This is a genomic window from Sorangium sp. So ce281 (assembly GCF_051527395.1).
GTDB classification, from domain to species: Bacteria; Myxococcota_A; Polyangia; order Polyangiales; family Polyangiaceae; genus Sorangium; species Sorangium cellulosum_B.
Genome location: NZ_CP150322.1, coordinates 9,339,967 through 9,365,381 on the forward strand (window position 1 = coordinate 9,339,967; position 25,415 = coordinate 9,365,381).

At 70.1% G+C, this 25,415-nt stretch carries 22 protein-coding genes and 1 pseudogene; 6 read left to right on the forward strand and 17 right to left on the reverse strand.

Going from position 1 to position 25,415, the window contains the following annotated elements:
* Positions 1 to 106: 106 nt before the first annotated feature.
* From WMF27_RS35480 to WMF27_RS35500, 5 genes are all read right to left on the reverse strand, one after another.
* On the reverse strand, positions 107 to 841 hold the full coding sequence (locus WMF27_RS35480; RefSeq protein WP_437943297.1) for a phytanoyl-CoA dioxygenase family protein: 735 nt from the start codon (positions 839 to 841) through the stop codon (positions 107 to 109).
* A 32-nt stretch (positions 842 to 873) separates the two neighbouring features.
* Positions 874 to 1,173, reverse strand: coding sequence for a hypothetical protein (locus WMF27_RS35485; RefSeq protein ID WP_437764442.1), 300 nt, complete (start codon positions 1,171 to 1,173; stop codon positions 874 to 876).
* Positions 1,174 to 1,430: 257 nt separating this feature from the next.
* A complete protein-coding gene (locus WMF27_RS35490) occupies positions 1,431 to 2,075 on the reverse strand; it encodes a DUF2267 domain-containing protein (protein ID WP_437764441.1) in 645 nt (214 codons plus the stop codon).
* A 259-nt stretch (positions 2,076 to 2,334) separates the two neighbouring features.
* Entirely contained in the window at positions 2,335 to 3,480 is a 1,146-nt protein-coding gene (locus WMF27_RS35495) for a PAS domain-containing protein (RefSeq protein ID WP_437943298.1), read from the reverse strand.
* A 180-nt stretch (positions 3,481 to 3,660) separates the two neighbouring features.
* A complete protein-coding gene (locus tag WMF27_RS35500) occupies positions 3,661 to 4,581 on the reverse strand; it encodes a LysR substrate-binding domain-containing protein (protein WP_437764439.1) in 921 nt (306 codons plus the stop codon).
* A gap of 90 nt (positions 4,582 to 4,671) precedes the next feature.
* On the opposite strand from WMF27_RS35500, the gene WMF27_RS35505 reads away from it, so the two are divergent.
* The gene (locus WMF27_RS35505; RefSeq protein WP_437764438.1) at positions 4,672 to 5,565 is read left to right on the forward strand and encodes an SDR family oxidoreductase; all 894 of its coding nucleotides are present in this window, start codon (positions 4,672 to 4,674) and stop codon (positions 5,563 to 5,565) included.
* Here the strand turns inward: WMF27_RS35505 and WMF27_RS35510 are convergent, their stop codons facing one another.
* From WMF27_RS35510 to WMF27_RS35520, 3 genes are all read right to left on the reverse strand, one after another.
* Positions 5,566 to 7,497, reverse strand: coding sequence for a YcaO-like family protein (locus tag WMF27_RS35510; RefSeq protein ID WP_437764437.1), 1,932 nt, complete (start codon positions 7,495 to 7,497; stop codon positions 5,566 to 5,568).
* Positions 7,494 to 8,480 (reverse strand): TOMM precursor leader peptide-binding protein, encoded by a 987-nt coding sequence (locus WMF27_RS35515; RefSeq protein ID WP_437764436.1) that lies wholly within the window; start codon positions 8,478 to 8,480, stop codon positions 7,494 to 7,496. The genes WMF27_RS35510 and WMF27_RS35515 overlap by 4 nt, the downstream gene beginning before the upstream one ends.
* A 172-nt stretch (positions 8,481 to 8,652) precedes the next feature.
* Positions 8,653 to 8,778: a hypothetical protein gene (locus WMF27_RS35520; RefSeq protein ID WP_437764435.1), complete on the reverse strand. Its 126-nt coding sequence runs from the start codon at positions 8,776 to 8,778 to the stop codon at positions 8,653 to 8,655.
* A gap of 603 nt (positions 8,779 to 9,381) precedes the next feature.
* Here WMF27_RS35520 and WMF27_RS35525 point away from each other — a divergent pair.
* Positions 9,382 to 10,917: a hypothetical protein gene (locus WMF27_RS35525; protein WP_437764434.1), complete on the forward strand. Its 1,536-nt coding sequence runs from the start codon at positions 9,382 to 9,384 to the stop codon at positions 10,915 to 10,917.
* Between the two features lie 188 nt (positions 10,918 to 11,105).
* Here the strand turns inward: WMF27_RS35525 and WMF27_RS35530 are convergent, their stop codons facing one another.
* Together WMF27_RS35530 and WMF27_RS35535 are read right to left on the reverse strand one after the other, a co-directional pair.
* Positions 11,106 to 11,684, reverse strand: coding sequence for a hypothetical protein (locus WMF27_RS35530; protein ID WP_437764433.1), 579 nt, complete (start codon positions 11,682 to 11,684; stop codon positions 11,106 to 11,108).
* Positions 11,685 to 11,743: 59 nt separating this feature from the next.
* Positions 11,744 to 13,054, reverse strand: coding sequence for an AAA family ATPase (locus WMF27_RS35535; RefSeq protein ID WP_437764432.1), 1,311 nt, complete (start codon positions 13,052 to 13,054; stop codon positions 11,744 to 11,746).
* 183 nt (positions 13,055 to 13,237) lie between these two features.
* Here WMF27_RS35535 and WMF27_RS35540 point away from each other — a divergent pair, with 183 nt between their 5' ends.
* Positions 13,238 to 14,554, forward strand: a complete 1,317-nt coding sequence (locus WMF27_RS35540; RefSeq protein WP_437764431.1) for a DNA polymerase beta superfamily protein — start codon at positions 13,238 to 13,240, stop codon at positions 14,552 to 14,554.
* Positions 14,551 to 15,330 (forward strand): nucleotidyltransferase domain-containing protein, encoded by a 780-nt coding sequence (locus WMF27_RS35545; RefSeq protein WP_437764430.1) that lies wholly within the window; start codon positions 14,551 to 14,553, stop codon positions 15,328 to 15,330. Before WMF27_RS35540 ends, WMF27_RS35545 begins: the two co-directional genes overlap by 4 nt.
* 36 nt (positions 15,331 to 15,366) lie before the next feature.
* On the opposite strand, the gene WMF27_RS35550 is transcribed toward WMF27_RS35545, so the two are convergent.
* The 3 genes from WMF27_RS35550 to WMF27_RS35560 form a co-directional block, all read right to left on the reverse strand.
* The gene (locus WMF27_RS35550) at positions 15,367 to 17,139 is read right to left on the reverse strand and encodes a protein kinase domain-containing protein (protein WP_437764429.1); all 1,773 of its coding nucleotides are present in this window, start codon (positions 17,137 to 17,139) and stop codon (positions 15,367 to 15,369) included.
* Between the two features lie 72 nt (positions 17,140 to 17,211).
* Positions 17,212 to 17,808 carry a TIGR00725 family protein gene (locus WMF27_RS35555; protein WP_437764428.1) on the reverse strand — a complete coding sequence of 199 codons (597 nt, stop codon included), beginning with the start codon at positions 17,806 to 17,808 and terminating at the stop codon, positions 17,212 to 17,214.
* A gap of 225 nt (positions 17,809 to 18,033) precedes the next feature.
* Positions 18,034 to 19,362 carry a GDSL-type esterase/lipase family protein gene (locus tag WMF27_RS35560; RefSeq protein WP_437764427.1) on the reverse strand — a complete coding sequence of 443 codons (1,329 nt, stop codon included), beginning with the start codon at positions 19,360 to 19,362 and terminating at the stop codon, positions 18,034 to 18,036.
* Positions 19,363 to 19,851: 489 nt separating this feature from the next.
* Here WMF27_RS35560 and WMF27_RS35565 point away from each other — a divergent pair, with 489 nt between their 5' ends.
* Entirely contained in the window at positions 19,852 to 21,207 is a 1,356-nt protein-coding gene (locus WMF27_RS35565; RefSeq protein WP_437764426.1) for a M16 family metallopeptidase, read from the forward strand.
* A 9-nt stretch (positions 21,208 to 21,216) separates the two neighbouring features.
* Entirely contained in the window at positions 21,217 to 22,698 is a 1,482-nt protein-coding gene (locus tag WMF27_RS35570) for a M16 family metallopeptidase (protein WP_437764425.1), read from the forward strand.
* Positions 22,699 to 22,781: 83 nt separating this feature from the next.
* Here the strand turns inward: WMF27_RS35570 and WMF27_RS35575 are convergent, their stop codons facing one another.
* The 4 genes and pseudogenes from WMF27_RS35575 to WMF27_RS35590 all read right to left on the reverse strand — a co-directional run bounded on the left by WMF27_RS35575 (position 22,782) and on the right by WMF27_RS35590 (position 25,114).
* Positions 22,782 to 23,396 (reverse strand): glutathione S-transferase family protein, encoded by a 615-nt coding sequence (locus tag WMF27_RS35575; protein WP_437764424.1) that lies wholly within the window; start codon positions 23,394 to 23,396, stop codon positions 22,782 to 22,784.
* Positions 23,397 to 23,621: 225 nt separating this feature from the next.
* A pseudogene (locus tag WMF27_RS35580) lies at positions 23,622 to 23,857 on the reverse strand (sigma 54-dependent transcriptional regulator); the annotation flags it as partial.
* 19 nt (positions 23,858 to 23,876) lie between these two features.
* Positions 23,877 to 24,953 carry a formylglycine-generating enzyme family protein gene (locus WMF27_RS35585; RefSeq protein ID WP_437943301.1) on the reverse strand — a complete coding sequence of 359 codons (1,077 nt, stop codon included), beginning with the start codon at positions 24,951 to 24,953 and terminating at the stop codon, positions 23,877 to 23,879.
* Entirely contained in the window at positions 24,950 to 25,114 is a 165-nt protein-coding gene (locus WMF27_RS35590) for a hypothetical protein (protein WP_437764423.1), read from the reverse strand. The genes WMF27_RS35585 and WMF27_RS35590 overlap by 4 nt, the downstream gene beginning before the upstream one ends.
* Between the last annotated feature and the right edge of the window lie 301 nt (positions 25,115 to 25,415).

Consider the following 25,415-nt stretch of genomic DNA (forward strand, 5'->3'; position numbering starts at 1 on the left):
GGTGGTGCTCAGGCGCAGCTGATCGATACTGCGGAACGATGGGGAGCTGCATGGACCAAGCGAGCAGCACCCGCGGGCCGCCCACCTCGCGGAGGCCGGCCGCACCTCACGGCAGCGTCCACCGGCGCACGGTCGGACGAGCGAAGGTGTAGAGGGCGTCGATCGTGCGACGCGGAGGAGCTCGAAGGTAAGTTGCACGGTGAATGGACCACGCGTGGAAGACACACGCGTCTCCGGCGCGTAAAGCGACGCGCGCGGCGTTCGGCATGTCCGGCGTGGTCCGATCGGCGCCCCTGCGGATCCGGAGCTCGTCCGGCGTGTCCCAGCGGGCGTGGGACCCGGGGACGATCTCGAGCCGATCGTCGTCTTCCAGCGCCACCCTGAAGTGGACCGATGTCGTCGTCGCGACGATGGCGCGCTCGATTTCTGGATCGGATTGGCCGAACTGGCTGTCTCGGTGCCAGTCCCCGTCCCAGTCGCGCCTGGTCTGCTCGTGGTAGTAATGCGCGTCCTTCAGGCGCGGGGCGTCTTCCTCTCCTTCTCCCGCTCCCGCGCGCGAGAGGCCGGCGAGCAGCTCGCAGACGCGCCGGGAGCCGACGAACGCGGAGATGAGCTCCAGCGCGCAGGGATCGTCCTGAAAGCAGGTCGCGCCGTCCGTGAGGAGCGAGATGCTGGGGGTCGAGTGGCCCGTCTCCCGGGAGAGCGCTCGTGTGCGGAGGAGCGCGGCGTCGCACGCGCGGCGGAGCTCGGCGCGCTCGGCGATGTCGAGAAAAGCGCGCATGATGAAGAAGCCTTGCGCGCGAAAGGCGTCGATTCGATCTCTCGTTGACGTGCTCATCATGACCTCGCGACACCCGGGATCGCGGAGATCACTCAATGGATGGCCCGAGGCCCACGCATCGCCAGGGCGACGAGGGGGCTCTGAGGGAACGGCCGCGGGCGATGGCGGCTCGAGACGACGAGACACGCGAGCCGCCCCGCGATCTCGAACGTCGCGAGCGCGGCCGGCGCGCCGAAGTAATCGATCGGCACGAGATCGATGTTTCGCGCCGCCTTCGGCGTGGAACGCTCGTCGAGGATCTGCGCGAGCGCCTTCTGGTAGCTCTCGCCGGTCCGGGCCATCCTGGCGCGGACGTCGGCGCGCAGCTTCTTGTGGTGGTGGCGGTTCCCCATCGGCCCTGTCCAGGTGATCTGCCGAGATCGGTCCTTGTCGGCCGGCACCGACGGAAGAGCGGCAGCATCACGAGCGAAGACCGCCGAAGGGCAGCGCCCTCTTCGCCCCTCGCGGAGCCGTGCCGGCGGCGAGCGAGGAGCCGGGCTCGGAGCAGCCCGTGGGGCGAAGTGTTCGCTGGAGCACGGCCGCTGTCAAGCAGGCGCCGGAGGCCCCCGCCCCCGCGCCGGGATGGGGTCGTCCGCGTGCGGTTCGCTGCTCAGCGCTGCGTCTCGCTGACGGGGTGCTCGGGGCCGGGGCGCCCGTCAGCCAGCGTCTCTCGGAGGCGCTCCTGCGTCAGCCCCGGGCTGCTCGACAGCCTGGTATCCGCGTGGGGATCGTCCGATCGGGCGACCGACTGCGCGTGGGCCGTCTCGGGGCGCGCCTCGCTCAAGGGGTGGTGGCTGCCAGGCCGCCCCGTCGCGAGCGTCGAGCCCTGGCCGGTCTCGGGCGGCGATGCGGCGTGCGCCGGCCGCGGCGGGGGCGCTCCGGCCGAGCGCGGCGCGAAGAGGTCCGCCCAGTCCGGCAGGTGCCGCTGGAGCCGCACGCGCTCGGCCTCGGGCAGCGCCTCGCCGATGACCTGGCACACGGCCTGGGCGTGCTCCATGCCAAAGCCGCGCGGCGCGCCCTCGCGGCGGGCGATGCGGTCGTAGAGCTCGTCGCGATCGAAGTCGCCCTGGTACGTGGCGCGGCGCATCGCGGCGGCGACCGGACCCGGCAGCCCGCCGGCGAACGCGGCCGCCTCCTCCATCAGCAGCCGCTCGCCGAGCGTCCGTGCTGTCACGGCGATCGCACGCTCGGCCTCATCGCGGCCCTCGAAGCCGGCGCGGCGCTGCACCTCCTCGATGAAGCGGTCGTAATCCATGAGGGGGCCTCCTTCGAGAGACGATTGTATGCGAGGTCCGTGCCAGGCGCGTGCCCAGGGTGAAGGGTCTGGCCGGCAACCTCAACCTGGGTCGGGTCGTCCGACCTCATCGCCCGACCTCATCGCCCTCAACCTGGGTCGGGTCGTCCGACCTCAACCTGGGTCGGGCCGTCGGTCCCGACCCCAACTTGGGTCGGCGACCTCCCAACCTGGGTCGGCGAGGAGGAGGCGACCTCAACCCCAACCCGGGTCGGCGACCTCAACCTGGGTCGGGACGCCCACCTCGGGTCGCCTCGCGCAGCGTGAGCCCGATGCAATGCTTCAGGCCCGCCTGGAGGTCGGACAGCGTCGTGATCTCGGCGAGATCGATCCCCAGCGAGACGATCGTCTGGGCGACGCTCGGCCGGATCCCGGTGATGATGCCCTCCGCGCCGAGGAGCCGGATCGCGCGGACGAGATCGACGAGGTAGCTCGCGGTCTTCGTGTCCACGGCCTCGACCCCGGTCAGGTCCAGCAGCGCATAGCGGGCCCCGGTGCGCACCACCGCCTGGAGCAGGCTGTCCATCACCTCCGCCGTCCTCGCGCTGTCGACCACGCCGATCATCGGGAGCGCCAGCACGCCCTTCCAGACCTGCAGGATGGGCGTCGAGAGCTGGCGGATGACCTGCTGCTGCCGCTCGATGATCGCCAGCCGCTCCCGGAGCTCCCTCTCCGCGCGCCGTGCCTCGGTGAGATCGAGAGTGATGCCGACCACCGAGTCCACCTCGCCCCCCTCCCCTCGGACCGGAACGAACCAGTTCTCGATGGGCCTTCCGTCCGCTTCCATGACGTTGTGCATCGGCTCCCCTCGAAGTGCCCTGCGCAACCCCCCGGTCTGGTGCTCCTTGTAGATGTCGAAATTGTTCAGCCCCACGAGCTGTCCTGGCTTCATGCCGGCCGCCGCGAGCGCCTTGCCGTCGTAGTAGGTGAACACGCCGCTGGCATCGCAGGCCCAGACGACGACATCGAGGTTCTCGACGAGGGCACGGAGGATGTGCTCGTGCTCCGCCTGACGCCTGGACGCCTCGATCTCGGCCGTCACGTCGCGGCCGATGCACACCACGCCCGCCGCCTCTCCCTGCGCATCGAGCACGCGGTGATGAACCCACACGATGGCCACGTCGCCCCCGTCCCTCCGGGCGTGACGCAGGCGCTGCTCCCCGCTGTCCTCGTCGAGCAGCCGCCGCCACAACCCCGCGCCCTCGGGGGCGGGGAGCAGCTCGGCGATGGATCGACCCATCGCCTCCTGCCTCGGGAACCCGAGCTGTCGCGCGGCGCTCTCGTTCCACGCCGTGATTGCCAGATCCAGCCCGTATTCGACCACCGCGAGCGGCGATCGCGCGAGAGTGTCCACGTGTGCGCTCATGTTCAGGTTCATGTGCCCCGCCCGCGATGCGCCGGCGGCCTCGGCTGTGCAGCCTAACCTCACGACCTGTCGACAAATCAAGCTTTAAGGGGCGCCCGCGGGGAGGCGCGGATCACATCTTGTCGCGGCGCTGCCGTGGGTCCAACACGTGTGTAATGTGCGCGACAACCCGATGGATCGCTAGCCCTCACCGGCGCGGCCCGCGCGCGCCTTGAGCTGCATCCGCAGCGCCTCGACCACGTGATCGCGCAGCGCGACGGTCTTCCTCGGCAAGTGCTGGCCGCTCGGGAACACGAGGAAGACGCCGCCCGTCGGCGCCGTCCAGCGCGGCAGCACGCGGACGAGCGCTCCGGCGAGCACGTCCTGCTGGACGAGGAAGGTCGGGAGCAGGCCGATCCCACCGCCGTTGCGCACCACCTCGCGCGCGAAGAACCCGTCGTTCACGAGCCACCGGACGCGGGGCCGCGCGCGGGCCCGCGACACCTCGTCTCGCCCGAACGGGCTCGTCTTGATGAGCGCCACGCCATCGTGCCCCGCGAGATCCTCCAGCGTCCTCGGCGTCCCCCGCGCGGCCAGGTACGCGGGCGAGGCGTAGAACTGGAGGTGCAGCTCGCCCACCTTGCGCGCGACCAGCGTCGAGTCTCGCGGCTGCTTCGTGAGGAACCGGAACGCAGCGTCGTACCCCTCTTTCACCAGATCCACGGGCTGCGTCGACAGGTGCATCTCGACCGTGATGCGCGGGTAGCGGCGGCAGAAGGCGGCGAGGATCTCCGCCAGCACCTCGGTCGCGAAGTCCGCCGTCGCGGTGAGGCGCAGCGTGCCCGACGGCTCGTCCTCGAGCTCCGGGAGCCCCTCGATCGCCTCCGTCAGCGCCTTGAGCCGCGAGCCGAGGCGGTCCACCAGCGCGTGCCCGGCCGTCGTCAGCGCCACGCTGCGCGTCGTCCGCTGCAAGAGCCGCACGCCGAGCGACGCCTCCAGCGACGCGACGCCCCGGCTGACCGTCGACTTGGGCACCCCCAGCCGGCGCGCCGCCTCCGTGAAGCTCGCCGTCTCGGCGACCGCCGCGAAGACGGAGAGGTGGTTCAGATCCATTGTTCCCATTTCGGCACACAGTAGCCAGTTTATGCGTGTTGCACCAGATTCGAGACAGCGGCAAATATGCGCCCAACCTCGTCACAAGGAGCTCTCACCATGTCTCAGCCTCTCCTCGTCACCGGCGCGAACGGCCAGCTCGGGCGGCGCGTCGTCGATCTCTTGCTCGCGCAGGGCGCAGGGCCGCTCCTCGTCACGACCCGGCACCCGGAGAAGCTCGGCGAGCTCCGCGCCCGCGGCGTCGAGGTGCGGCGCGCAGACTTCGATGCTCCCGCCTCGCTCGCGGAGGCGTTCGCCGGCGCGGCGCGCCTGTTGCTCATCAGCACCGACGCGCTGGACCGCCCGGGCCGGCGCATCGCGCAGCACCGGAGCGCGCTCGAGGCCGCGGCGAAGGCGGGCGTGCGGCACGTGGTCTACACGTCGCTGACCAACCCCGGGCCCGGCTCGCCGATCACGATCGCGCCCGACCACCAGGCCACCGAGGACGCCCTCGCGGAGAGCGGGCTCGGCGCGACCGTCCTGCGCAACAACCTCTATACGGACTTCCTCGTGGCCTCGCTGCGGCGCGCGCTGGCGACGGGCCAGCTGGTCGCAGCGGCCGGCGACGGCAAGGTCGGGTATGTCACGCGCGAGGACTGCGCCCGCGCCGCGGCCGCGGCGCTGGCGGCCGATTTCGACGGCAAGCGCGTGCTCGATATCACCGGGCCGGCGGCCGTGTCCCAGCGCGAGCTCGCGCAGATCGCCTCGTCCGTCACAGGCAAGTCGATCGACTACGTCCCCGTGCCACGTGACGCGCTGGAGCAAGGCATGCAGAAGGCCGGGATGCCCGCGGCGATTGCCGGGCTGCTCGCCTCGTTCGACGAGGCGATCGCCCGCGGAACGCTGGATGTGGCCACGAGGGCGGTGGAGGAGCTGACCGGCAAGCCCGCGGAGGACGTGCGGAGCTACCTTGCGCGCCACCGGGCAGCGCTGCTCGCGCCGGTCGAGGCCTGATCAGGCGGGAACACCGATGGCGAGCGTGTAGACGACAGACTCGTTCACCCCATCCATGCCGAGGAGATCGTCGATGCCGCGGTCATAGTAGCCACCCAGCGGAACGCCGCCGAGCTGAAGCGATTGGGACGCCAGCAGCACGTTCTGCGCCAGATGCCCGGCCTCGATCAGCGCGAACCGGTACCCTCGGAGGCCGTATTTGAACCGGTTTCGCCTGAACATCGCCGCAATCAGCAGGACCACGCACGCGCCCATCACGATCCCGGGCGCGACCATGGAGCCGCCTATTTCCTCCCGGCAGTCGCCAGCCCGCACCTGCTCCAGGGCGTGCTGGAAGGGGTCATAGCGGTACACGCCAGAGGCAACACCGTCGACCCCGAGGACGGCGCAGTAGAGATCCGGGGGGTAAAGCGCGCCTCCTGAAGGGACGGTCCGCATCGTCATCGGGCTCGCGGGGACCGTGTGGGTGATGCCGTACCCGGCGTACACGAGGCTCGCGAGCGCCTGCGCGTCGATGCGCGCGCCGCTGAACCGGCGGATCGATCTGCGCTCCCGCAGGAGCGCCGTCAGGCCCACATCGGGCAGCGCCGGTCCTGGCAGTCGAATCGCCTCGCCGAGCACATACCGCTTGGTTGACCTCGCCGTCGAGCGCTGGAGCTGCGCGCTCGTCTCCAGGAGCGTCCTACCAGCGGCCTCCTCGCCGAGGATGCTCGGATGGCGCACATCCGGCGAGGTGATGTCGACGAGGTACGCACCGGCGCCTCGCCGCGCGAGCGCTCGCACGGCCGAAGCGGTCTGACCGAGCACGTCCGTGCCCTCCAGGGGGGGCACGTCGCCGAGGTGGCGCCGCTCTCGGCTTCCATCGAGGAACGCGGAAGACGCGGAGTTCTCTCGCAGCGCATGGTAGAGCGCATGATCGTCGAACGTGCGGACTTGATGCGCCTCCAGCGCGCGCCGTCCCCGGGGAAGAGCGCTCAAGAGCTGCTTCGCCAGCACCCTGGTCTGGAAGGCTTCGCGCAGCGCCTTCCGTGCAGCCTCCTGACCGGTCGCCGCGCTGGCAGCGCCAACGGTCAGGGCGGGCTGCCCGGCCAGGGTGCATCGCGTCACGCCGATGGCGGTAGGCACGCGGAAGAAGACGCTCGCGTCGAGCGCGGCATAGTGAATGCCCGCTGGGGCCGGAACCACGCGCTCGTCATGACGAGGCGAGTCGTCTCGCTGCCAATCCAGGAGCGGCAGCTCCAATCGGTTGTTCCATGCGAGCATGAACGCGTCGCGCTCGATGACCTCCATCAGCGCGCTGAACGCGGCCTCTTCCAGCGTACCGCCCAGCGCGGTCCCGCTGCTCGTCGCGTAGGCGATCTGCGGCTCGCCGCGCGCGAGGTGTGATCCCATGAACGTCAGCTGGGCCGGCAGCCACGCGGGCATCCCATCCTGGATGGACCAGCCACGCACCCACCGGACCCGGGCGCCGGAGGTGAAGGGCACATAGGGGAAGTCGCTCGACGCGTACTGCGATGGATGAAACAGGGCGAAGCTCTCCGGCTCCGGCGCTGCCCCGTCCAGCTCCTCATACGAAGAGAACACGAGATCCCCCACAGGTACGTAAAACGACGAATATCGCTCGACGGCCTCGGCGACCGCCGCCACCCAGGCCGCCTCTCGCTCGGGATGCACGGCGTTGGACATGACCTCGCTCGGCGCGCCGACCAGATCCGAAAGGTCGCCCGTGCGGGCGCCAAAGTTGAAGAAGCGGCAGTCATCCGGAGCGCGAAGCAGCTCCACGGTGTCGCGCACGACGCCCGTATAGGGAGACACGAGGGTGCGCAGCCTGCCGGCGACCTCGGCGAGCGGCGTGCGTTGCGCGCGCCTCGGCGTGACGTGACCACGCGCCGGCTCGTCGCCTGGGGAGCGGAGCGGAGCAAACATGTTCATGGCTCCGTTCCTGCCTGCAGGGCGTACCAGGGGCTGGGGGCGCTCGCGGCGACGGCGGCGCTGCATGCCGAGCACCGGGGTACGCGGTACGCCATGTGCGTGTCGCTGCGGACGGTTGGACCTGGGTTGACCGCGTAAAACCGCCCTGGCAAGAGCGGGTCCCGCGAGACGATCCAGCGGGCCACGAGCAATGCGGCGAGGCCGCTCACGATCGCCAGCATGGCGCACGGCAGCGGGAAGCTGGGCATGCTGCGCTCCAGGGCCCAGTATTGTCCGCGATACGCGACGTTCGAAGCGAGGCGCAGCCGGTAGCACTCGTAGCAGCAGGTTGCGTGCGGAAGGTAGAGCGGGCCTACCGCGGAGAACCTGCTGTCGTACGCGAGCACTTGCATCCAGGGGATACGTCGACGCAGCGCTTCCGTGTTCCAGTGCGCCATCCAATCGAGCTCGCCTCGATCCGGAGCGACCACGACGAGGTTCGCCGAGGCCAGGTCGCCCGCCCCGGCATCGAACGACCTCCGCTGCACGCCCGTGACCCCGGAGAGGCTCACCTGGCGCGCGACCTCGTCGGCAAGAACGCCGGCACCGACGACCGCCACGCTGGCGTCGCTCAACCTTTGCTGCGTGAGGGATTCCGGCTCGTCATCGCGGTATGCCGCGTGGAAGCGGGCCGATTCCCGGGCGGGCCGCGGCGCCGAGGCCCCGACGGGAGAACCGCTCGTGAGCACCCCTTTCTCGGCTAGCAACCGCAAGGCGCTCGCGGTGGCGGGTTCGATGGATTTTCCCATGTACTCGATCACTTGCTCGATCGTCCGCGTTCCATCGAGGATCGAAAGCAGCACCGGCAGCAGCTTGCTCGCGGCGTTGCCCTGAAAGCAGAGCGCCCTCTCTCCGTGCTGGAAGATCACCGCATCATCCGTGATCGCGACCCGATACCAGGTCTTGACACAGGGGAACTCAGGAACGTCGTCTAGCTTGTTCATACTCGTTCATCAGCTTCTTCGCGCTGCGGAGCTGGCGGCGAGGCCTCACCACGCCGCCAGCGCTGGCACGCAGAGCGATGACTGGGGCAGAGCCCGTCAGGAATCAATGGAGCGCCGGAGGAGGCTCCTCGTCTGACGAGGAGCCCTGTCCGGTCGGATAGCGTCGTCCGCATCAACCGATACAGAGGATGCTGCTACTGCTGCTGCACGCGGCGATGCCGATGAAGACGACGGACTTCGCGGCGCCGTGCTCATCGACGGTGAGGTCCATCAGGTCGTCGACCAACCATTCAAACATCTGCGTCCTTCTCCTGTATTGCCAGATTTCAGGTGCCGTTCGCGCGCCGCGCCTTCGTCGAAAATGCCTCGAACGGCCGCCACGGCATCGAGGACATCCGCGCCGAGCTGGGGCTCTGCGGTGCTCTATTCCAAGGTGAATCTTGGAGACCTTCCATCAGTTTCCAGGCATGTTCGATTCCGTTCTTGCGTTGGCCACAGCTGGGCGCAATGGCAAGCGACGTACCAGCCGAGAACACACGCGACGCCCCGCCTCGAGATACGGGGACCGCAGCGCGCGGCGAGCATTCTCGCCCGACCCCTGCAGGACCGGCCGGGCGAGCCAGAACAGGAGCAATCGCAATCTACTGCGCGATCGAGCAATACCCTACCGATGCGCGGCGCTCTCGGCGGGAGATGCGTCTGCGTCGCCCTGGCTCGTCAGCCTACGCCCCGGCGTGGAACCGACGGGCGAGCATGCTCCGCTGCCCTGACGTGGGTCGCGCTCCCCCGACCTGCTCCACCCGGCCTGGGTCGGATCGCTGCCAGCCGGAAGCCGGACCGCCTCAGCTGGGGAAAGTTCCTTTACACTGCCTTCCGGGCTCCGCCCGGAGGAGGAATGTTCATGCGTCGATGGTCCGTTCTGCTGTGCGCTGCAGCTGTCGTTGCGTGTGGTTCGGGGGACGACTCGCCGGGGGACGACGCGTCGGGCGGCAGCGACACTAGCTCCGCAGGCGGTGGGAACGGGGGAAACGGCGGCTCCGGCGGCAACGGCGGCAACGGCGGGCTCCCTGGAGCGTTTCGCTACGGCGCCAACCTCGGCCACCGCAATGCGGACTGGGGCGACGACAAGGAGGCGACGCTCGCCGCGCTCGCGGGCGTCCGCAGCCTCCGCGTCAAGCTGCCCGCGGCCCACTTCGCGAGGTGGGGGTACGAGATCGAGGTCGGCGACGTTCAATCCTACGCGTCCCTGGGCATGGCGGATCACATCGGATTTCTCATCGGATCCGAGTCCGTGGATCTGACCGTCGCGCCGGCCGGCGCGGAGGACTGGCAGAACGAGTACTATATCCCGAAGAGCCTTTACGAGCCGATCTTCTCGGCCGACGGGACGGTGAATCCGGGCAACGCGTGGGCCTCGTACGTGTATCGGACCGTCGACACCTACAAGTCCTGGGTCAAGCTGTGGCACGTGTGGAACGAGCCCGATTGGGTGGCAGACTGGCGCGTCACCCAGACATGGAGCACCGAGCCGCCGAAGGCCGCCGATCTCCCCCGGTTCAACGGCTCGATATTCGACTACATAAGGATGCTGCGCGTCACGAAAGAGGCCGCGCGCAAGGCAGATCCGGACGCGCGGATCGCCACCGGAGGCATAGGATACCCCACGTTCCTCTCGGCGATCCTGCGCTACACCGACAACCCCGAGGGCGGGGCGGTCACGCCGGATTACCCGGAGAAGGGTGGCACCTATATCGATGTGCTCGATTTTCACTATTACCCGATCTTCAGCCCGAAGAGCTCGGACGCGTCCGTCGACGATTTCCTCGCATCGAAGGACGCCTTCGCCGCGACGCTCGCCGGCGCCGGCGTGGAGGTGCAAGGGTGGAATGTTTCGGAGAACGGCGCGCCGCTCGCGCCGACGCCGGAGTACCCGGAGGTGGGTAGCCCGGAATATGCACGCAACTACCTCATCAAGATGATGACCATGGCGCAGGCGCACGGCATCGGCGGCGTCGACTGGTTCATTCTATCGAACGGCGAGGAGGGGAGCGACGACGTGTTCGCGCACATGGGGCTCTACAACGATGTCGGCGCCCTCGCCACCGTGGATCAGGCCACCAAGACCGACCTCGGCAAGGCGTACACCACCCTCAACGAGGTGCTCTTCGGCGCGTCCTACGATGACCGCGCGACCACGGAGCTCGCGCTGCCGGCGAGCGCTCGCGGCGTCGTATTCACGAAGGACGGCAAGCGCCGGATCGCCCTCTGGGCCGTGACCCCGAGCAGCACGGAGAACGCGTCCGCGAGCGTCGGGCTCGCGACGGCGACAGGGTTCGACGTCCGCGCGTGGGACGGCGCGAAGACCTCCGCCGACGCGAGCGGTGGCAAGGTGACGCTCGCCCTCTCGGGCAGCCCGGTGCTGCTGGTCGAGCGGTGACCGCCGGGCGTAGGCCGGATAAACCCGACCGGTAGACCCGGCGCGGGCTGCCAGCCCGCGGAGCGATCCGCTGGCGACGCGCTGATGCCCGCATCGCTTGCGCGGCGGCGCGTGACGCGCGGGCGCTCTCGATGAGGGGCCCGGACTCGACCCAGACACACGAAGGTCGTGCGCGATCGGCGAGCGGCCTATGCGCCCCAGGGGGTCGCGATGGCAGCGATCGCCTTCCGCAACTCCTCGTCGAACTGCTGAAACGCCGCGAGGCGCCGCAGTGCACCGAGGCGCACCTCGGCCCCGAGGACCGCATAGTACTCCTCCACGCCTCGACCCATCCGCGCGCCCAGGCCACAAAGCGCCGTCTCCAGGACAGCTTTCGGGTCGGACTCCGCTTCGGGATCGGGAGGCAAGAGCGGCGTCCGGTCGGTCTCGAAGATGCGGCAGAACGCTTCGGGGTCGGCCAACATCCATGCCTCGGTCTCCCGCACGGGGACGCAGGCGGCCGCGGCGAGCTCGGGGCGCGCGCGCCGCGCGCGGGCGAGGCCCGGCTCGATCCGCTCGCGCCGCACCTCATCGGGAGCGCCCTCGCCGTCGCTGTGCACGACGAACAGGTTGCACTCGCTCCAGCTCTCCTCGATCGCCGCGGCGATCCGCTCTTCCCGGCTGGCTCCCCGCATGCGTCGCGGCTCACTGATGCGCCGGGCATCATCTATATAGAAGCCGCCCTTGCAGATCTCGACGGCGAGCGGCGGCAAGATACGGTTGATCAAGTTGCAGAGGAACCGGTCATCCGTCGGGCCCTCGGCGTAAACCCCTGCACATGGCCAGATCACGCCTCGTCCTCCGGGCGCGCGGCGTCCAGGATGCGCTCGATCTCTCGCCGGGAGACCGTGCTCGGGTCGCGCTCCGGGCCGTCGGCAGCGCGCACATGGCGCATGCGCGTGGAGCGGAGGTCCTCGCCTCGCCGGACGAGATCCGCGAAGACGAGCGACTCGGGCCTCCCTTGGAGCGCGGCGAGGATGGCCGGCGAGTGGCTCGTGAGGAGCACCTGCGGCGGGAGCACGTCGCCCTTGGGCGTGGTCGCGTCGACAAGTTTGTCGATGAGCGCGCGCAGCCGGCCGGGATAGATGCCATTCTCCGGCTCCTCGACGGCTATCAGCGCGCCGGGCGGCGAGCCGCGCAGGAGCGTGAGCAGCGCGATGAGGCGCAGCGTGCCGTCCGAGAGGACGCGGGCGGGCACGCGGGCGCCGTCCGTGAACTCCACTTCCAGCCGGAGTTCCTCGTCGGCCGGAGCCACCTCGAACGAGCGAAAACCCGGGATGAGCTCCGCGAGGTCGGCCCGGATCTGCGCGCGCGCCTCGGGGGCCAGCGCGGCAAGCGCGGTCGGGAGGTTGGAGCCATCGGCCGCGAGGGTCGGGCCTGCAGCGCGATCGCTGGAGAGGCGAAGCTTGGAGGGTTCGAAGTGAACGACATGGATTGCGCTGAGCTCCTTCGCAACTCTGCCAACCCAGTTCCGAGAGGCGAGCGACCCCACCAGAATTCCGCGGTGCTGAAGGGTGCGGGCGAACGCAGGGTTCCACTCCAGTCCGGAATCATTCCAACGAGCCACCCGAGTATCCGGACCGGTGACGGATCTTGTGCCCTCCAACTTGAAAACGCTCTCCATACGATTGCTGTTCGGGGCGTTGTAACGAGCGAACGGCAGCAGCGCCGGATGCTGCTGGATCCACTCGTCCGCAGCTGGATCATCGAAGACGAGGAAGCGTTGTTCATCGACGGTGATGTCCTCGATCCCTGAAGAAAGGACGGCACGCCCGATGTCGGTCTTGTGAAGCACCCTCGTCACTAGCTGCTCTTCCCCAGGAAGGTCCCTGTCCGCCCGAAGGAGCATCTCCACCGAGATGCTTATCTTCCCCGCCGCTCCATCCCGCAGCCGCGAGAACTGATCCCGGATCGCCCCGCGACCGCCCTTCAGCGCCTCGGTGACGCTGGTCTGGGCGAGCCGTGACAGGAGGTGCAGCGCGTCGAGGAGGTTCGACTTGCCCGCGCCGTTGGGGCCCACGATCGCCGTCAGCGGCTCCAGGTCCAGCCCGAAGCCGCGGAGCGACTTGAACCCGTCGACCTCGATCCGCGTGATCATCGCCGGTCACCGTACCGCAGCCGCCCCCCCAGCGCACCGGCCCACCCCGCAGGACCCGCCGCGCGCCACGGCCCCACCCCGCCTGAGCCCCTCTCGATCGAGCTCCGCAAAGCGAGGCAAGCCGCGCCGTACGTCCCGCACGAGCCCGCTCGGCCCCGCCGTCCCGCATGGTAGCGTCCTCGCATGGAGCTCCGCCTGCGCGGCCTCACCCACCTCGATCCGCTCGCCGTCCCTCTGCCCCACGGCACCGAGGTGACCACCCGGGTCGACCGCGTCCTCGGGGAGCGCCGCGTCCCGCAGGGCGCCATCGGGCGCGTCGTCGGCTCGGCGGGCGCCGAGCTCGACGTGATGCTCGTCGGCGTGGGCGTCGTCCGCTACCGCCGGGACGAGCTCGTCCCGCGCAAGACCGGCCAGGTGCGGCACGCGGAGCGGCGCAGCGCCGCCTGGGACGCGCTCCTGCCCGCCGTCGTCCTCGAGGCCGTCGTGGGGTCGCGCGCGTGGGGGCTCGCGAACGAGGGGTCCGACACCGACCGGCGCGGCGTCTTCGCCCTCCCCTTCCCCTGGACCACGGGCCTCGCCGAACCGCCGCGCGACCTCGTGAGCGCCGACGGCAGCGCCTCGTACTGGGAGGTCGAGAAGGCCATCCGGCAGGCCCTGCGCGCCGACCCGAACACCCTCGAGCTGCTCTTCGTCCGCACCGCCGAGGCGCGCGACGAGATCGGCGCCTGGATCCTCGAGGCGCGCGACGCGTTCGTCTCCTCGGCCATCTACGGCAGCTTCGGCCGCTACGCGCTCTCGCAGCTCAAGCGGCTCTCGCAGGCGCACCGGCTGGCCGAGCACCGGGAGCGCGTGCTCGACTGGCTCGCCGACGACCCCTCGCTGGCGCTCGACGACGTCGCCCGGAAGCTCGCCGCCGTCAGCCCGCGCGCCGCGCCGACCCAGGTTGACCGGGAGCTCCAGGCGAAGGAGTACATCAAGCAGCTCTACCGCTCGCTCCACGACCAGGGCCTCCTCCCCGCGCGCGACTTCGCCTCGCTCGCGGCCTTCGCCCGGGCCGACAGGACGTCGCTCGACCTCTCCCGCGACCTCCGCCCCAAGAACGCCTACAACCTGGTTCGCCTGATCGCGACCGCCATCCGCTGGCTGCGCGACGGCGAGGTCGACCTGGTCGTGCAGGGCGATCTCCGCGAGACGCTCCTCGCCATCAAGAGCGGCGCCTGGCCGCTCGAACGCACCATCGAGCTCGCCGAGGCGATGACGCCCGACCTCGAGGCCGCGCGGCTCGCGACCAGGTTGCCGCCGCACCCCGACGTGCCCCGCGCCGACGTGCTCCTCCGGCGGGTCCGCGAGGAGATCGCCCGCCGGCACCTCGCGGCGGAGCCCGGCCCCCTCGGCAAGGACGCTCCCCCCGCGCCGGTCGCGGCCTGGGACGACGGAGGCGCGGCCCCCACGCCCGACGACCCCGCGCCCGGCAACGAGGAGAGAAAGGACGACGGATGAACCCTCAGGTGCTCGAAGCAAAGCAGCAGGAGGTCGCGGCGCGCGTCATCGCCGAGGAGGAGGCCAAGCGTTCGCACCTCGTCATCGCCCTGAGCGGCGCCCACGCGTACGGCTTCCCCTCGCCGGACAGCGACCTCGACCTCAAGGCGGTCCACGTCGAGCCGACCGAGAGGCTGCTCGGCCTCCACCGCGGCAACGCGAGCCCCGAGCGGATGCAGGTCATCGACGGCGTCGAGATCGACTACACGTCGAACGAGCTCCACCCCGTCCTCATCGGCGTCCTCCAGGGCAACGGCAACTACATCGAGCGGATCCTCGGCCCCCTCCAGCTGCACGTCGATCCCGACCTCGCCTCGCTTCGCCCGCTCGTCGCCGCCGCGCTCTCGCGCCGGATCTTCCGCCATTACGTCGGCTTCGCCACGAGCCAGCTCCGCGCCTGGGAGGCGGGAGGCCGCTCGTCGGCGAAGAAGCTCCTCTACGTCCTCAGGACCACGTTGACCGGCGCCCACGCCCTCCGGACGGGCGAGATCGTCACCGACGTCACCGCGCTCCTCGACCTCTACGGCTTCGGCGCCGCGCGCGAGCTGGTCGAGGCCAAGCGCGCCGGGGAGCAGGCGCCGCTCGCTCCCGACGTCGCCGAGCGCTGGGCCGAGCAGATCGCCCGCGCCTTCACGACCCTCGAGGCGGCCCGCGATCACGCCGTGCTGCCGGAGGAGCCGCCCAACCAGGGAGAGCTCAACGACTGGCTGCTCGCGCTGCGCAAGGCGCGGCTCTGAGGCGCGGCGAGGGCTCGCAGGCACGCCAGCCCAATCTCACCGCGGCAGCGAGCAACCGTCCCCGCACGCGTTGCGGCCGTCGCCGCACTTCACCGCGGGCCCCTGCCCCACGCAGGTCACCGGGCATCCTCCCCCGGCATTGGAGCACGCCACCGCGCACGAGCCCATGCACATCACCTGGCACCCTCCGACCCGATTGCACCTCACGACGCTCCTGTCGCCCACGACGTGGGCGCACTTGTTCACGTCCTCGCAGGTGATCGAGCACCCTGCGCCGCAGTTGACCTGGCACGTCTCCGCGTTGCGGCAGTCCGTGGAGCAGCCGTCGCCGCACGTCGTGCTGCACCCCTTGCTCCTCGCGCAGGAAGACTGGCAGTCACCGGCGCAGTGGCTCGCGCAGCTCTCTCGATCAGAGCAGCTCGGCCTGCAGCCGGGCGCGTCGCCGCACGTCAGCAGGCAGCTCGCCGGCGCGTTTCCCGGGCTGCCGCCCGGGCAGGTGCAAGGCACGCCCGGCGGGCAGCCGGCGGGGTCGACCGCGAGCGCCGCAGCGCTCCGGGCCCGCGCGGCGTTCGGGAGGGACACCGGCGCGTTGCTGTCGCCAGCGTCGCCAGCGTCGCCGGCGCCCTGGTCGCGGGAGGGCCAGAGCAGCAGCACCATGCCGACTCCCACGCAGAAGAGGAGCACCCCCACCCCGCCGGCGACGGCGATCTGCGTCGCTCCCGGCGCGCGCGGCCCCCGCGGCGCGGCCCCCGCCCCCGGATAAGGCTGGCCCGGAGGAGCCCACGTCGAGGCGGCCACCGCCGCCGGCATCCCCACCCCCGGCGGGCTCGCGCTCGGGAACCGCGCCCCCGCCGGCGGCCCGTCGGAGATGGCCCGGCCATGCGCGCGCGTGCGCTCGTCCATCTTGGCCAGCTCCCCCGTCGCGAAGGGCGGCTCCTCGCCCCGTCGCAGCGCGCGCACGTCGGCGAGCATCGTCTGCGCGTCCGGGTAGCGCCGCTCGACCTGGAAGGCGAGCGCGCGGTCCACGACGCGCGCGACCCGCGGATCCACGCCCGGCGCCACCGTCAGCAGCGGAGGAGCCGGCGTCGTGCCCCTCCTCACGAGGAGCTCTCCCTCGGTGAGCCCGTCGTCGTCGTGGACCCGGCGGTTCGCGAGGACGGTGAACATCGTCGCGCCCACCGCGTAGAGGTCGGCCCGCCCGTCCACGTTCCTCCCCAGGATCTGCTCGGGCGCCATGTAGCTCGTCGTGCCCAGCACCGCGCCCGTCCGCGTCTTCAGCCCCGAGCCGCCCTGCTTCATGCGCGCGATCCCGAAATCGAGCACCTTGAGCCGCCCATCGCGCGTCACGAAGAGGTTGTCGGGCTTGATGTCCCGATGGACGATCCCGGCGTCATGCGCCGCCTTGATGACCTCGAGGAGCGTGTCCATGTGGGCGAGGAGCTCGCCCGAATCGATCGCACCGAGCCGCAACACGCGCTCGCGGAGGCTCTCTCCGTCGAGCAGCTCCATGACCAGGAACGGCTCGCCTCGCTCAGTCACGTCGATGTCGTGGACCTGCACCGCGGCCGGGTGCCCGAGCCGCGCGGCGGCGAGCGCCTCCTGCTCGAAGCGGGCGCGGAGCTCCCGGGACACGGCGCCCTCCGGGTGCAGGATCTTGATGGCCACGCGGTGCCCCACGTGATGGGTGGCCGCGTAGACGGCCGCCATCCCACCCGCCCCGATCAGCGCGTCAATCCGCCATTTTCCGTGGAGGATCGTCCCGACGCGGGCTCTCAGCCGCTGGATCTCGTCCTCTTCCGCTTCCGGCATCGGCGCGGAGGCTAGCACGGGCCGCCGCGCGGCCGGCTCGCCCGGCGGCCGCGCCGCGCGCGCGGCGCCCTGTCATGCCCCCCGGCCGCGGCCGCGGCCCGCCGTCTCCCACGCCGTCGACACCGCCTCTTCCGCGCTCGCGACCGACACGATCCGATCCGAGCGCCGGTCGTCCACGCGCCCCCCGGCGAGCTGCCTCGCCCAGCCCCCGCTCGTCGCGAGCGCGAGCACCGGCTTGCCGAGCTGCCAGGCGACGGCGATCTCGCTCAGCGTGCCCGCGCCGCCGCCGACGACCACGACCACGTCGGCCATGGCGACGACCAGGACGTTGCGCCCGATCTGCATGCCGGTCGGGATGACGATGTCCACGTACGGGTTGGCCGTGGACGCCTCGTACCCTGGCAGGATCCCCAGGATATCGCCGTCGCGCCACGTCGTCGCCTCGCGCCCGCCGCGCGACACGGCGGCCATGACGCCCCCCAGCCCCCCGGTGACCAGCCGGAACCCCGCCTCCACGGCGCGCCGCCCGAGCTCGACGCACACAACCTCGGTCGCCGCGTCCACCGCGAGGCCGTTGCCGATCACCGCCATCACGGGGCGGCGCGGCACGTAGGGAGCGATGTCCCGCTTCGTGTCCTCCTCTTCTCGCTCGTCCCGATCGTCGTCCATCACGGCTCCGCTCCGGCGCCCGTTATCTCTACCGCGGGAGGTCGGCCGGGGAAGGGAACCGCCAAGCCGCCCCCTGGAACGCGCCCACGAACGCCTTGATCTTGGCCTGATCCGTGTAGTTCGCCAGATCGAGTTAGCTCCCGCGGCCGCGTGGCGTCAAGGCTCGCGCCGGCGCCGCGAGCGCGCTCGGTCGCGTGGTCGCGTGTCGCCCGGCGTCTGGTCGCGCTACCGCTGGGCCGGGTAGAGCCCGTCCACGGCGTCGGCCCAGAGCTTGTTCATGGCCACCCGCCCGGCGGGATCCGGGTGCACCTTGTCGGTGAACCGGTCGGGGTGGTCCTTGAACCACGTATACAGATCCGGCCCAGGAGGGAGGCCGTTCTCCTCCGTCAGCGCGTCGATCGCCTCGTTGAATACCGGGACCGCGTCGTGGTTGCCGTCAGGCGAGAACGGGATGTGCGCGAGCACCGGGACGCGGCCCGCTGCCTCGATCTTGTCGATGATCTGCTGCAGGTTCGCCTTGAAGGTGCTCGGGTCGGTCTGGCCCCAGGAATCGTTGGTGCCGTAACCGATGGCGAAGTAGTGGAAGTCGGGGTTCAGCTCCAGGACGTCATCGATGCGATCGAGCGCGCTGGGCTTGTCGCTGCTCTTCGTGAGCTCGCTCCCGATGCCGCCGTTGATCATCGCCGGGTAGTGGGCCGGGTGCGCCGCGTGCACGTTCTCGGCGAAGCTCGGCTGCGTGGCCGGGGTGTCGCGGTCGTAGGCGTACGCCGTGATGCTGTCGCCGAGGAAGAACCACGTGTCCTCCGCGCCCTTCGAGATGTCGTGCACGTCGATCTCGTCGAGCTGCACGCCGGTGTCGTCGGTCGTCGCGGGGGCCGCGGTCACGACGAGCCGGACCCAGCTCTTGCCGCCGAAATCGAAGCTGTGGGCGCGCGTGCGGACCGGGTTGCTGGTCACCTCCGCAACCTGGGTCCAGGTGCCGTCCGAGCCGTTCGTGGAGTCGCTCGACGTCTCCACCCGGTAGGCGCCCGGCGCCCCGTATTGCACGTCCGTGTAGTTGTAGTTGTACGAGGCCGTCCAGCTCAGGAGCAGCCGCTCGTACCCGGTGCCGACCTGGATGGCGACCCAGGCGGGCGCGGCCGAGGTGGGCTTGCCCGCGATCCAGGTCCCCGCCGACCTGTACTTGCCGTCGTTGATCGCCGACGCCGTCCCCGCCGAGGCGAAGGCGGGCTTGCCGCGAGAGATGATGGGATTGGGCACGATCCCCTGCGCGTCCGCACCGCCGCCGGTGCCGCCGCCACCGCCCGTGCCGCCGCCGCCGCCCGTGCCGCCGCCACCCGTGTCCCCGGCGCCGCCCGTACCACCGCCCGCGCCGCCCGTGCCCTGCGCGGTGGTGCTCCCGGAGCCCCCGGAGCTCGCCGACGAGCCGCCCGTGCCCCCGGAGCTCGCTGACGAGCCGCCGCCGCCGTCGTCATCCGAGCAGGCCGCCAGGAGGACTACCGCCCCCAGCGTAAGGGCCAGGAAAGGTGCCTGGTGAAATGAACGAAAAGCCATCGAAACCGACCTCCAGCGCCGGGCACTCTGGGGCAGTTCGGCGCCACGATCAACAGCGGAGGTGACCTCCGTCATCGATCCACGCCGACAAGATGAACCGGTAAATCCCTGTTCGCTGCGTCACGGCTCGCAACAGCTCAGGACAATGCGCCGTCGGGAGGAACCGTCAACTGAAACGGTAAATATCCAGAGATGCTCTCTGTAGCGCCGGCGGGACGGGAGACCCTCGCGACGGACGGCATCCACGTCGAGCGCTCCCACACAAGCCAGCACGCACGACAAAAGGCGAGCGACGAGCGGTGCCGTCAGGGGGCGCTCCGGCGACACCGCCCCATACGGCGCGCTTGACACGGACGGCCGTTCCAGCGTCCATGCGCCAGGAGACAGCACGCGAGGGGTGAACCATTGAACGCCAAGAAAGAGCCGAGACTCCGCGCGCCGGGGCGAGCGAGGGCCGCAGGGCTGGTGGCGGGGCTCTTGGCGGCCGCCATGCCCCTCGCGGCAGCGGCGGACCCCGCGGGAGCTCCGGGCGCCCGCTCGGCGGCGGGAGGCATCGAGGGCCTGGCTCAGAGCGCCGCCCACTTCCGCTTGGCCAACGGCCTCGAGGTGCTCCTGGAGGAAGATCACAGGCAGCCGACGGTCGCCGTCATCGCCGCGTACGAGATCGGCAGCCGAGATGATCCGCGGGGCTATAGCCAGCTGGCGCACCTCGTCGAGCACATGACGTACCGGGGCTCGCGTCACATGAAGCCGTTCGATGCCCTGAGCCTGCTCGAGCGAGCGGGGGTGCACCGCATGAACGGGACCACGACCCCCGACTACACCGCCTACTACGCGCTCGCGCCAGCGGCCGCGCTTCCCCTCGCGCTGTGGATCGAGAGCGAGCGCATGGCATTCACGCTCGAGCGCTTCAACGAACAGGCGCTCGCGCTCGAGCAGAAGATCGTGCGCAACGAGCTCTTGATGAAATACGGCATCGAGCAGATGTTCCAGCGCCACACCTGGCGCGCCATCTTCGGGCAGGACCACCCTTACTCGGGCCCAGCGCTCCCTCTCGACGATCTGGAGGCGATCGAGCTGCGGCACGCGCAGTGGTTCTTCCAGCAAGGCTACCGTCCGAGCAACGCGCGCCTGATCCTGGTCGGCGACATCGATCCACAGGCGACCCGCGCCCTCGTGGAGCGTTACTTCGGCCCGGTGGTCAATCCGAAGGCGCCGTTCGTGCGAAGGTGGACGGCCCCGCCCGCCTTCGCTACGGCGCAGCGGGTGACCTTCGAGAATGCGGTTCATCGTGAGCAGATCGAGATGTGCTGGGCGGCGCCGCTCGCCTCGTCGCGCGAGCGGGTCGCGGCGGGGCTCTTCGCCTACGCGCTGGGGCAGTCGCTCCGGGCGCGCCTCGTCGATGATCAGGGGACCCTGTCGCACGTCGACGCGGACATCGACGACCTGGACCTGGGATCGGTGTTCTCCGTCTCGGCGACCCTGACGAAGCACGCGACCCACGACGGCGTCGAGGCGGCGATCGAGCGAGAAATCCGCCAGATGTGGACCATGGACTGGGGCGCCCTGCTACCGGAGCTGAAACAGACAGCGATCGTCCGCGAGCTCATGTCGCATGATCAGCCGATCGGGCGCGCGTTCCGACACCTGCAGTCGCTGCGCTCCACGTCGAGACCTTTCGACGTGGCACAGCGGATCGCTGAGATCCGCGGCGTCACCCCCGACGACGCGCTGCGCCTGCGCAGCTACTTCACGGCGGATCGGCGCCTCGTCGCCCGCCTCGTCCGCGTGGAGCCCGAGGATCTCGCGTCCCCTGAGGGCAACTTGACCGTCGACGCACGCTGAGGTGTCCGCATGAGGCGAGCAAGCATGGGGTGGGCCGCGCTCTTCGGTGCAGCGCTCGCGGGCTGCGGCTCGCGGGTGGAGCTGCCTCCTCCCCTGCCGCCGCTCACGCCGACCCCGGACGCCGAGTTCCGCGCGAACGCGCCCCCGCTCACGGCCGAGCCAGCGCTGCGGGTCCACGACATCCGCTCGGCCGAGCTCGAGAACGGCATGACGACGCTCGTCGTCGAGCGGCCCGAGCTGCCGCTCGTGACGCTGGTCTACGTCAACCGTGCGGCCCGCGACGATGGAGCGCCGAGCAACGCCGGGCTCGCGGAGCTCGCGGCCCGGATGTTGAACGAGGGGACGCGGCTGGAAAACGGCGAGGTCCTGCGCAAGCTCCGCATCAGCGGTGAGCTCCCCGGGTGGAGCGTGAACTCCGCCGGAACCGCGATCGCGATCACGACGCTGGCGTCTGGCGCCGATAAGGCGGCATGGCTTCTGGCGCGGCTCGTCCAGCACCCCGTCTTTGACGCCGACGCGCTCGAGAGCGCACGCGGCGCGCAGTCCCAGGCGCTGTTCAGCCGCTCCCTCAGCATCTCTTCCCAGCTGAACGAGCTCGCCCTCGAGGGGCTGTATGGCCCTGATCACCCTCTGGCGCTGCCATTCAAGGCCTTTGGGAGCAATCTCAGGGGTTTCTCCGCGCATCAGGTGAGGAGCTTTTACTCACGGCAATACGGCCCGCGCGACAGCGCTCTCATCGCCGTGGGCGCCGTGCAAGCCGAGGCGATCTTCACGCTCGCGCGCCGCCACTTTGGCCCATGGTCCCCTGCGCAGGGTCAGGTGCCGCCTGAGCCAGCGCCGCCAGCGGTCATCCCCCGCGGCGACCGGGAGATCCGGATCGGTGCGATCGCGGGTGGCACGTCTGACGCCAGCCTGGTCGTCGCTTTGCCATGCGCCGGCTTGTCAGACCCGGACGCCCTCACCTTCGATCTCATCGCCATGCTGATCGGCGGGCTCGCCGTGTCGCGTTCTGCGGCCACGCTCCGGCACGACACGGGAATCAGCTATGGGGTGCACGCCGCGTGCTATCAACGCAGGACCGCTGGCCGATTCTTGATCGAGCTCAGCGCCGATCTCGATCGCGCAGGTGAGAGCCTGGAGAAGATCCTGGCGGAGATCCGGCGGATCAAGAGCTCTCCGGTGACGCTGGCCGAGCTGGAGACGGCGAAGATGCGCTTGCTCGGCCAGACGGCCGCTGCTGTGTCGTCGACTCCCGGTCTGGCCGGGACGCTCGCGAACCTCTATCTGAACGCGCTGCCGCTCGACCACCTGGCGACGCTGGAGCGCCGGGTGCGCGCCATCAGCCCCGAGCAGCTGCAGCGCGCCGCGGCGCGATACTTTGACGCCCAGATCGGCGTCGCCGTCTATGGGCCCCCGCGGCTGCTCCACGACCAGCTCGTGGATCTCGGCGACGTCGAGTGGTCGGTGCTGAAGACGACGAGGCCAGAGTGATTTCCTTCTCCCCTCGGTAGCTCGGCTCGAGCTCGCAGCGCAGGCGCGCTCAGCCTGCCACGCGCGCCCGCGGGCTCCTCATCTCATCCCTCCAGGCCTTTGAACGGCTCGCGCCACGCCTCGATCTCGTCCAGCTGGTTCGACAGCCGCTGCACCTCGGGGTAGTCGGCCAAGGGCAGCCGCGCGCGCGCGGCATACGGAAAGACGAAGGCCACGCGGAAGTCGGCATAGCTCAGCTTGTCGTCGATCAGCCAGCGGCGGCCCTTCAGGAGACCGTTCAGGACCTCCGCGAACTGTCGGAACTCCTTCAGGTGTTGGTCCATCACCGACTGCTCTGCTCGGTCGGTCGTAAACGTGGGCTTGACGATGTACTCGAAGTAGAGCGCGCTCGCCGGCGGATTGAAATGCTGGTGCGCCCAGCTCAGCCAGCGCAAGAGCTCCGGCAGACGAGCGGGCGCGGGCCAAAAGTCCGAGCCAGTCAGCTGACACAGGCGACAGGCAATGGCGTCGGCCTCCCAGAGGGGCGTGCCGTCCTCGACGAGGATCGGAACGCGCGTGTTGGGGTTGAGCGTTCGGAAGAATTCGATCTGGTCCGGCGCGAACGGGGCCGCGCGGATGAACTCCACCGGCGCCTGGACGTGCCGCGCCACAGCCACGGCGAGACGTGGGTTTGAGTTGTGCGAGTAGTAGAGCTTCATCTGACCTCCGTTCGGACCCGCGCCGCCGGGGCGCCCCCAGCTGGCCCATTGGATGGATATCAGCCCATTTGCGCCGCCGTCAACCGGGCCCGCACGCTGTTGAGGGAGGGCGTCGCCTTGGATGCATGGATAACGTAGGGGGATAGCGTCGCTCTTCCGGGGGTACGGGATCGCACAGAGGATCTTCTGTCACCCGAGGTGAGCGACCTTTCGCCGTTCCCCCCTCTACCCGCCCTCCGCCACCACATCGCTCCAGTCGATGTCGAACCGCGCCAGGTATTTCCGCAGCCGGTCCGCGTCGTTGACGCTCTTCTTCTTCGCCCGCGACGCCGCGAACAGCACCCGTCCCGCCTCCGACAGCGACCGCGCGCCCTTCGGCACCCGAAGCACCTCGGCGAGCTGCACCCGGTCGACGGGTCGAGCGCCGCCGCCCGGCGCGCGCCGAGCGCCGCGACCACGAGGCGCCCGGCGGCTGAGCCTTCACTTGAGGGTTCGGACGAGACGGAAGCCGACGCCTCGGTACGCCGCGTCCGATGCGGGGTAATTCTGGCTGGCCGCTCGCAGCTGAAAACGCGAGCCCGCGGCGTTGCTGCCTCGGGTCACGCGGAGATCTGTCCCGTCGGTCCTCAGGGTGATCTCCGTGGCAGGGTTCGTCACTGGCCCCTCGGCATCGTGAAAGACGGGTCGATCGCTGGTCCACTCGACGACGTTGCCGAGCATGTCGAACAAGAGCCAGCGGTTGGGCCGCTTCGTCCCCACGGGGTGCGTACGCGCTCCCGAGTTCACGTCATACCATGCGATGGGCTCGAGGTTCGGCTCGGGGTCGTAGCGCGCGTCCGGATTCGCTCCGGTGATGTCACCTCCGTAGTAGGCCGTCCTCGTCCCCGCGCGCGCGGCGTACTCCCATTCTGCCTCCGTTGGCAGGCGATAGCCCTCGCACTCGTAGACGCTCGCCGCGTCGCCCGCGAGGCCCACGCGGCCGCAAATCACGCCGCGGCCCAGCTCGCCTTGACATTCGGAGAGCTCGAAGCAGGGCGCGAGGGGCGGCTCGTGACGTGCGGAGAGCAGGTTCGCGAAGAGGAGGGCTTCGAACCACGTCGCATACCGGAGCGGACACGCGTCGTCCTCGCAGGTCGCCGTACCATCCTGGACCTTCACCGGCTTCTCCGGCATGAACTCGACGAGCTCCGACCACTGCTTGCGCGTCAGCTCGAACTGCCCGATCTCGAACCCGCGCTCGAGCGTGACCGCCCTTGGAATCTCGGTGTACTCACCACGCCAGAGCTCGCTCTCTGGCGAGCCCATGATGAAGCAGCCCGGCGGAACGCGACACCAACCATTCGCGCACTCCGCCACCACCGCCGGATGCCGACACACGGATCCATCGGCCGAGGCGACCTCCCAGCCAGTCACCTCCGGACCGGCCGGATCCATGCTGCCGTCAGGCACGACGGATGGCTCGTGGCCCTCCGCCTCGGCCTGGCAGCCGAGGGGTACGGCCAAGAGAGCCCAGAGAGCGACACCGATCGCGCACGTCATCGGATCGATCGTATTCATGGCACGTTGCTGACCCCGAACTCGTCACCCAGGTTTTCGAAGTTCTGCGCTGCTGCCGGCGTCTTGAACCCTTCCGTCACCAGCAAGTCAACGCCTTCGAGCAGGCTTTCGTGGCCCAGTCCGCCGTCGTGCTTCTTCCTCTGCCAGCGGCAGAAGGACACGACCTGGTGCGCTCCGGTGGATTGATGTTCTCGTGATTTGCCATTGTCATCCCGTGAGCACAGGCCGCTGTGGAAAACGCTGTTTCTCGGCCGCTCGGACTAGCACGTAGCACTCCACGTGCCAGGCGCAGAGCGCGCGAGATGCCTCGAGCCGTCGCGTTCCACGCGCTGGACGACGGGCCGCCCGCCGCGCTGTGAGGCCCATTCTCCGTGACATCTCACGGGCTGCAGCGTGACATGTCACGGCTCGCGGCGTGACACGGCCCGCGGGAGCATCGCGCATCGGCCGCGCGCGGCCCTC

What these genes read in the sequence shown, in the direction of transcription:
- WMF27_RS35575 (WP_437764424.1), bottom strand. Translation starts at nt 23,396, where the DNA reads ATGAAGCTCTACTACTCGCACAACTCAAACCCACGTCTCGCCGTGGCT.
- WMF27_RS35555 (WP_437764428.1), bottom strand. Translation starts at nt 17,808, where the DNA reads ATGGACGACGATCGGGACGAGCGAGAAGAGGAGGACACGAAGCGGGAC.
- WMF27_RS35545 (WP_437764430.1), top strand. Translation starts at nt 14,551, where the DNA reads ATGAACCCTCAGGTGCTCGAAGCAAAGCAGCAGGAGGTCGCGGCGCGC.
- WMF27_RS35480 (WP_437943297.1), bottom strand. Translation starts at nt 841, where the DNA reads ATGATGAGCACGTCAACGAGAGATCGAATCGACGCCTTTCGCGCGCAA.
- WMF27_RS35525 (WP_437764434.1), top strand. Translation starts at nt 9,382, where the DNA reads ATGCGTCGATGGTCCGTTCTGCTGTGCGCTGCAGCTGTCGTTGCGTGT.
- WMF27_RS35510 (WP_437764437.1), bottom strand. Translation starts at nt 7,497, where the DNA reads ATGAACATGTTTGCTCCGCTCCGCTCCCCAGGCGACGAGCCGGCGCGT.
- WMF27_RS35550 (WP_437764429.1), bottom strand. Translation starts at nt 17,139, where the DNA reads ATGCCGGAAGCGGAAGAGGACGAGATCCAGCGGCTGAGAGCCCGCGTC.
- WMF27_RS35535 (WP_437764432.1), bottom strand. Translation starts at nt 13,054, where the DNA reads ATGATCACGCGGATCGAGGTCGACGGGTTCAAGTCGCTCCGCGGCTTC.
- WMF27_RS35585 (WP_437943301.1), bottom strand. Translation starts at nt 24,953, where the DNA reads ATGAATACGATCGATCCGATGACGTGCGCGATCGGTGTCGCTCTCTGG.
- WMF27_RS35515 (WP_437764436.1), bottom strand. Translation starts at nt 8,480, where the DNA reads ATGAACAAGCTAGACGACGTTCCTGAGTTCCCCTGTGTCAAGACCTGG.
- WMF27_RS35560 (WP_437764427.1), bottom strand. Translation starts at nt 19,362, where the DNA reads ATGGCTTTTCGTTCATTTCACCAGGCACCTTTCCTGGCCCTTACGCTG.
- WMF27_RS35495 (WP_437943298.1), bottom strand. Translation starts at nt 3,480, where the DNA reads ATGAGCGCACACGTGGACACTCTCGCGCGATCGCCGCTCGCGGTGGTC.
- WMF27_RS35490 (WP_437764441.1), bottom strand. Translation starts at nt 2,075, where the DNA reads ATGGATTACGACCGCTTCATCGAGGAGGTGCAGCGCCGCGCCGGCTTC.
- WMF27_RS35570 (WP_437764425.1), top strand. Translation starts at nt 21,217, where the DNA reads ATGAGGCGAGCAAGCATGGGGTGGGCCGCGCTCTTCGGTGCAGCGCTC.
- WMF27_RS35520 (WP_437764435.1), bottom strand. Translation starts at nt 8,778, where the DNA reads ATGTTTGAATGGTTGGTCGACGACCTGATGGACCTCACCGTCGATGAG.
- WMF27_RS35500 (WP_437764439.1), bottom strand. Translation starts at nt 4,581, where the DNA reads ATGGGAACAATGGATCTGAACCACCTCTCCGTCTTCGCGGCGGTCGCC.
- WMF27_RS35485 (WP_437764442.1), bottom strand. Translation starts at nt 1,173, where the DNA reads ATGGGGAACCGCCACCACCACAAGAAGCTGCGCGCCGACGTCCGCGCC.
- WMF27_RS35565 (WP_437764426.1), top strand. Translation starts at nt 19,852, where the DNA reads ATGCCCCTCGCGGCAGCGGCGGACCCCGCGGGAGCTCCGGGCGCCCGC.
- WMF27_RS35540 (WP_437764431.1), top strand. Translation starts at nt 13,238, where the DNA reads ATGGAGCTCCGCCTGCGCGGCCTCACCCACCTCGATCCGCTCGCCGTC.
- WMF27_RS35505 (WP_437764438.1), top strand. Translation starts at nt 4,672, where the DNA reads ATGTCTCAGCCTCTCCTCGTCACCGGCGCGAACGGCCAGCTCGGGCGG.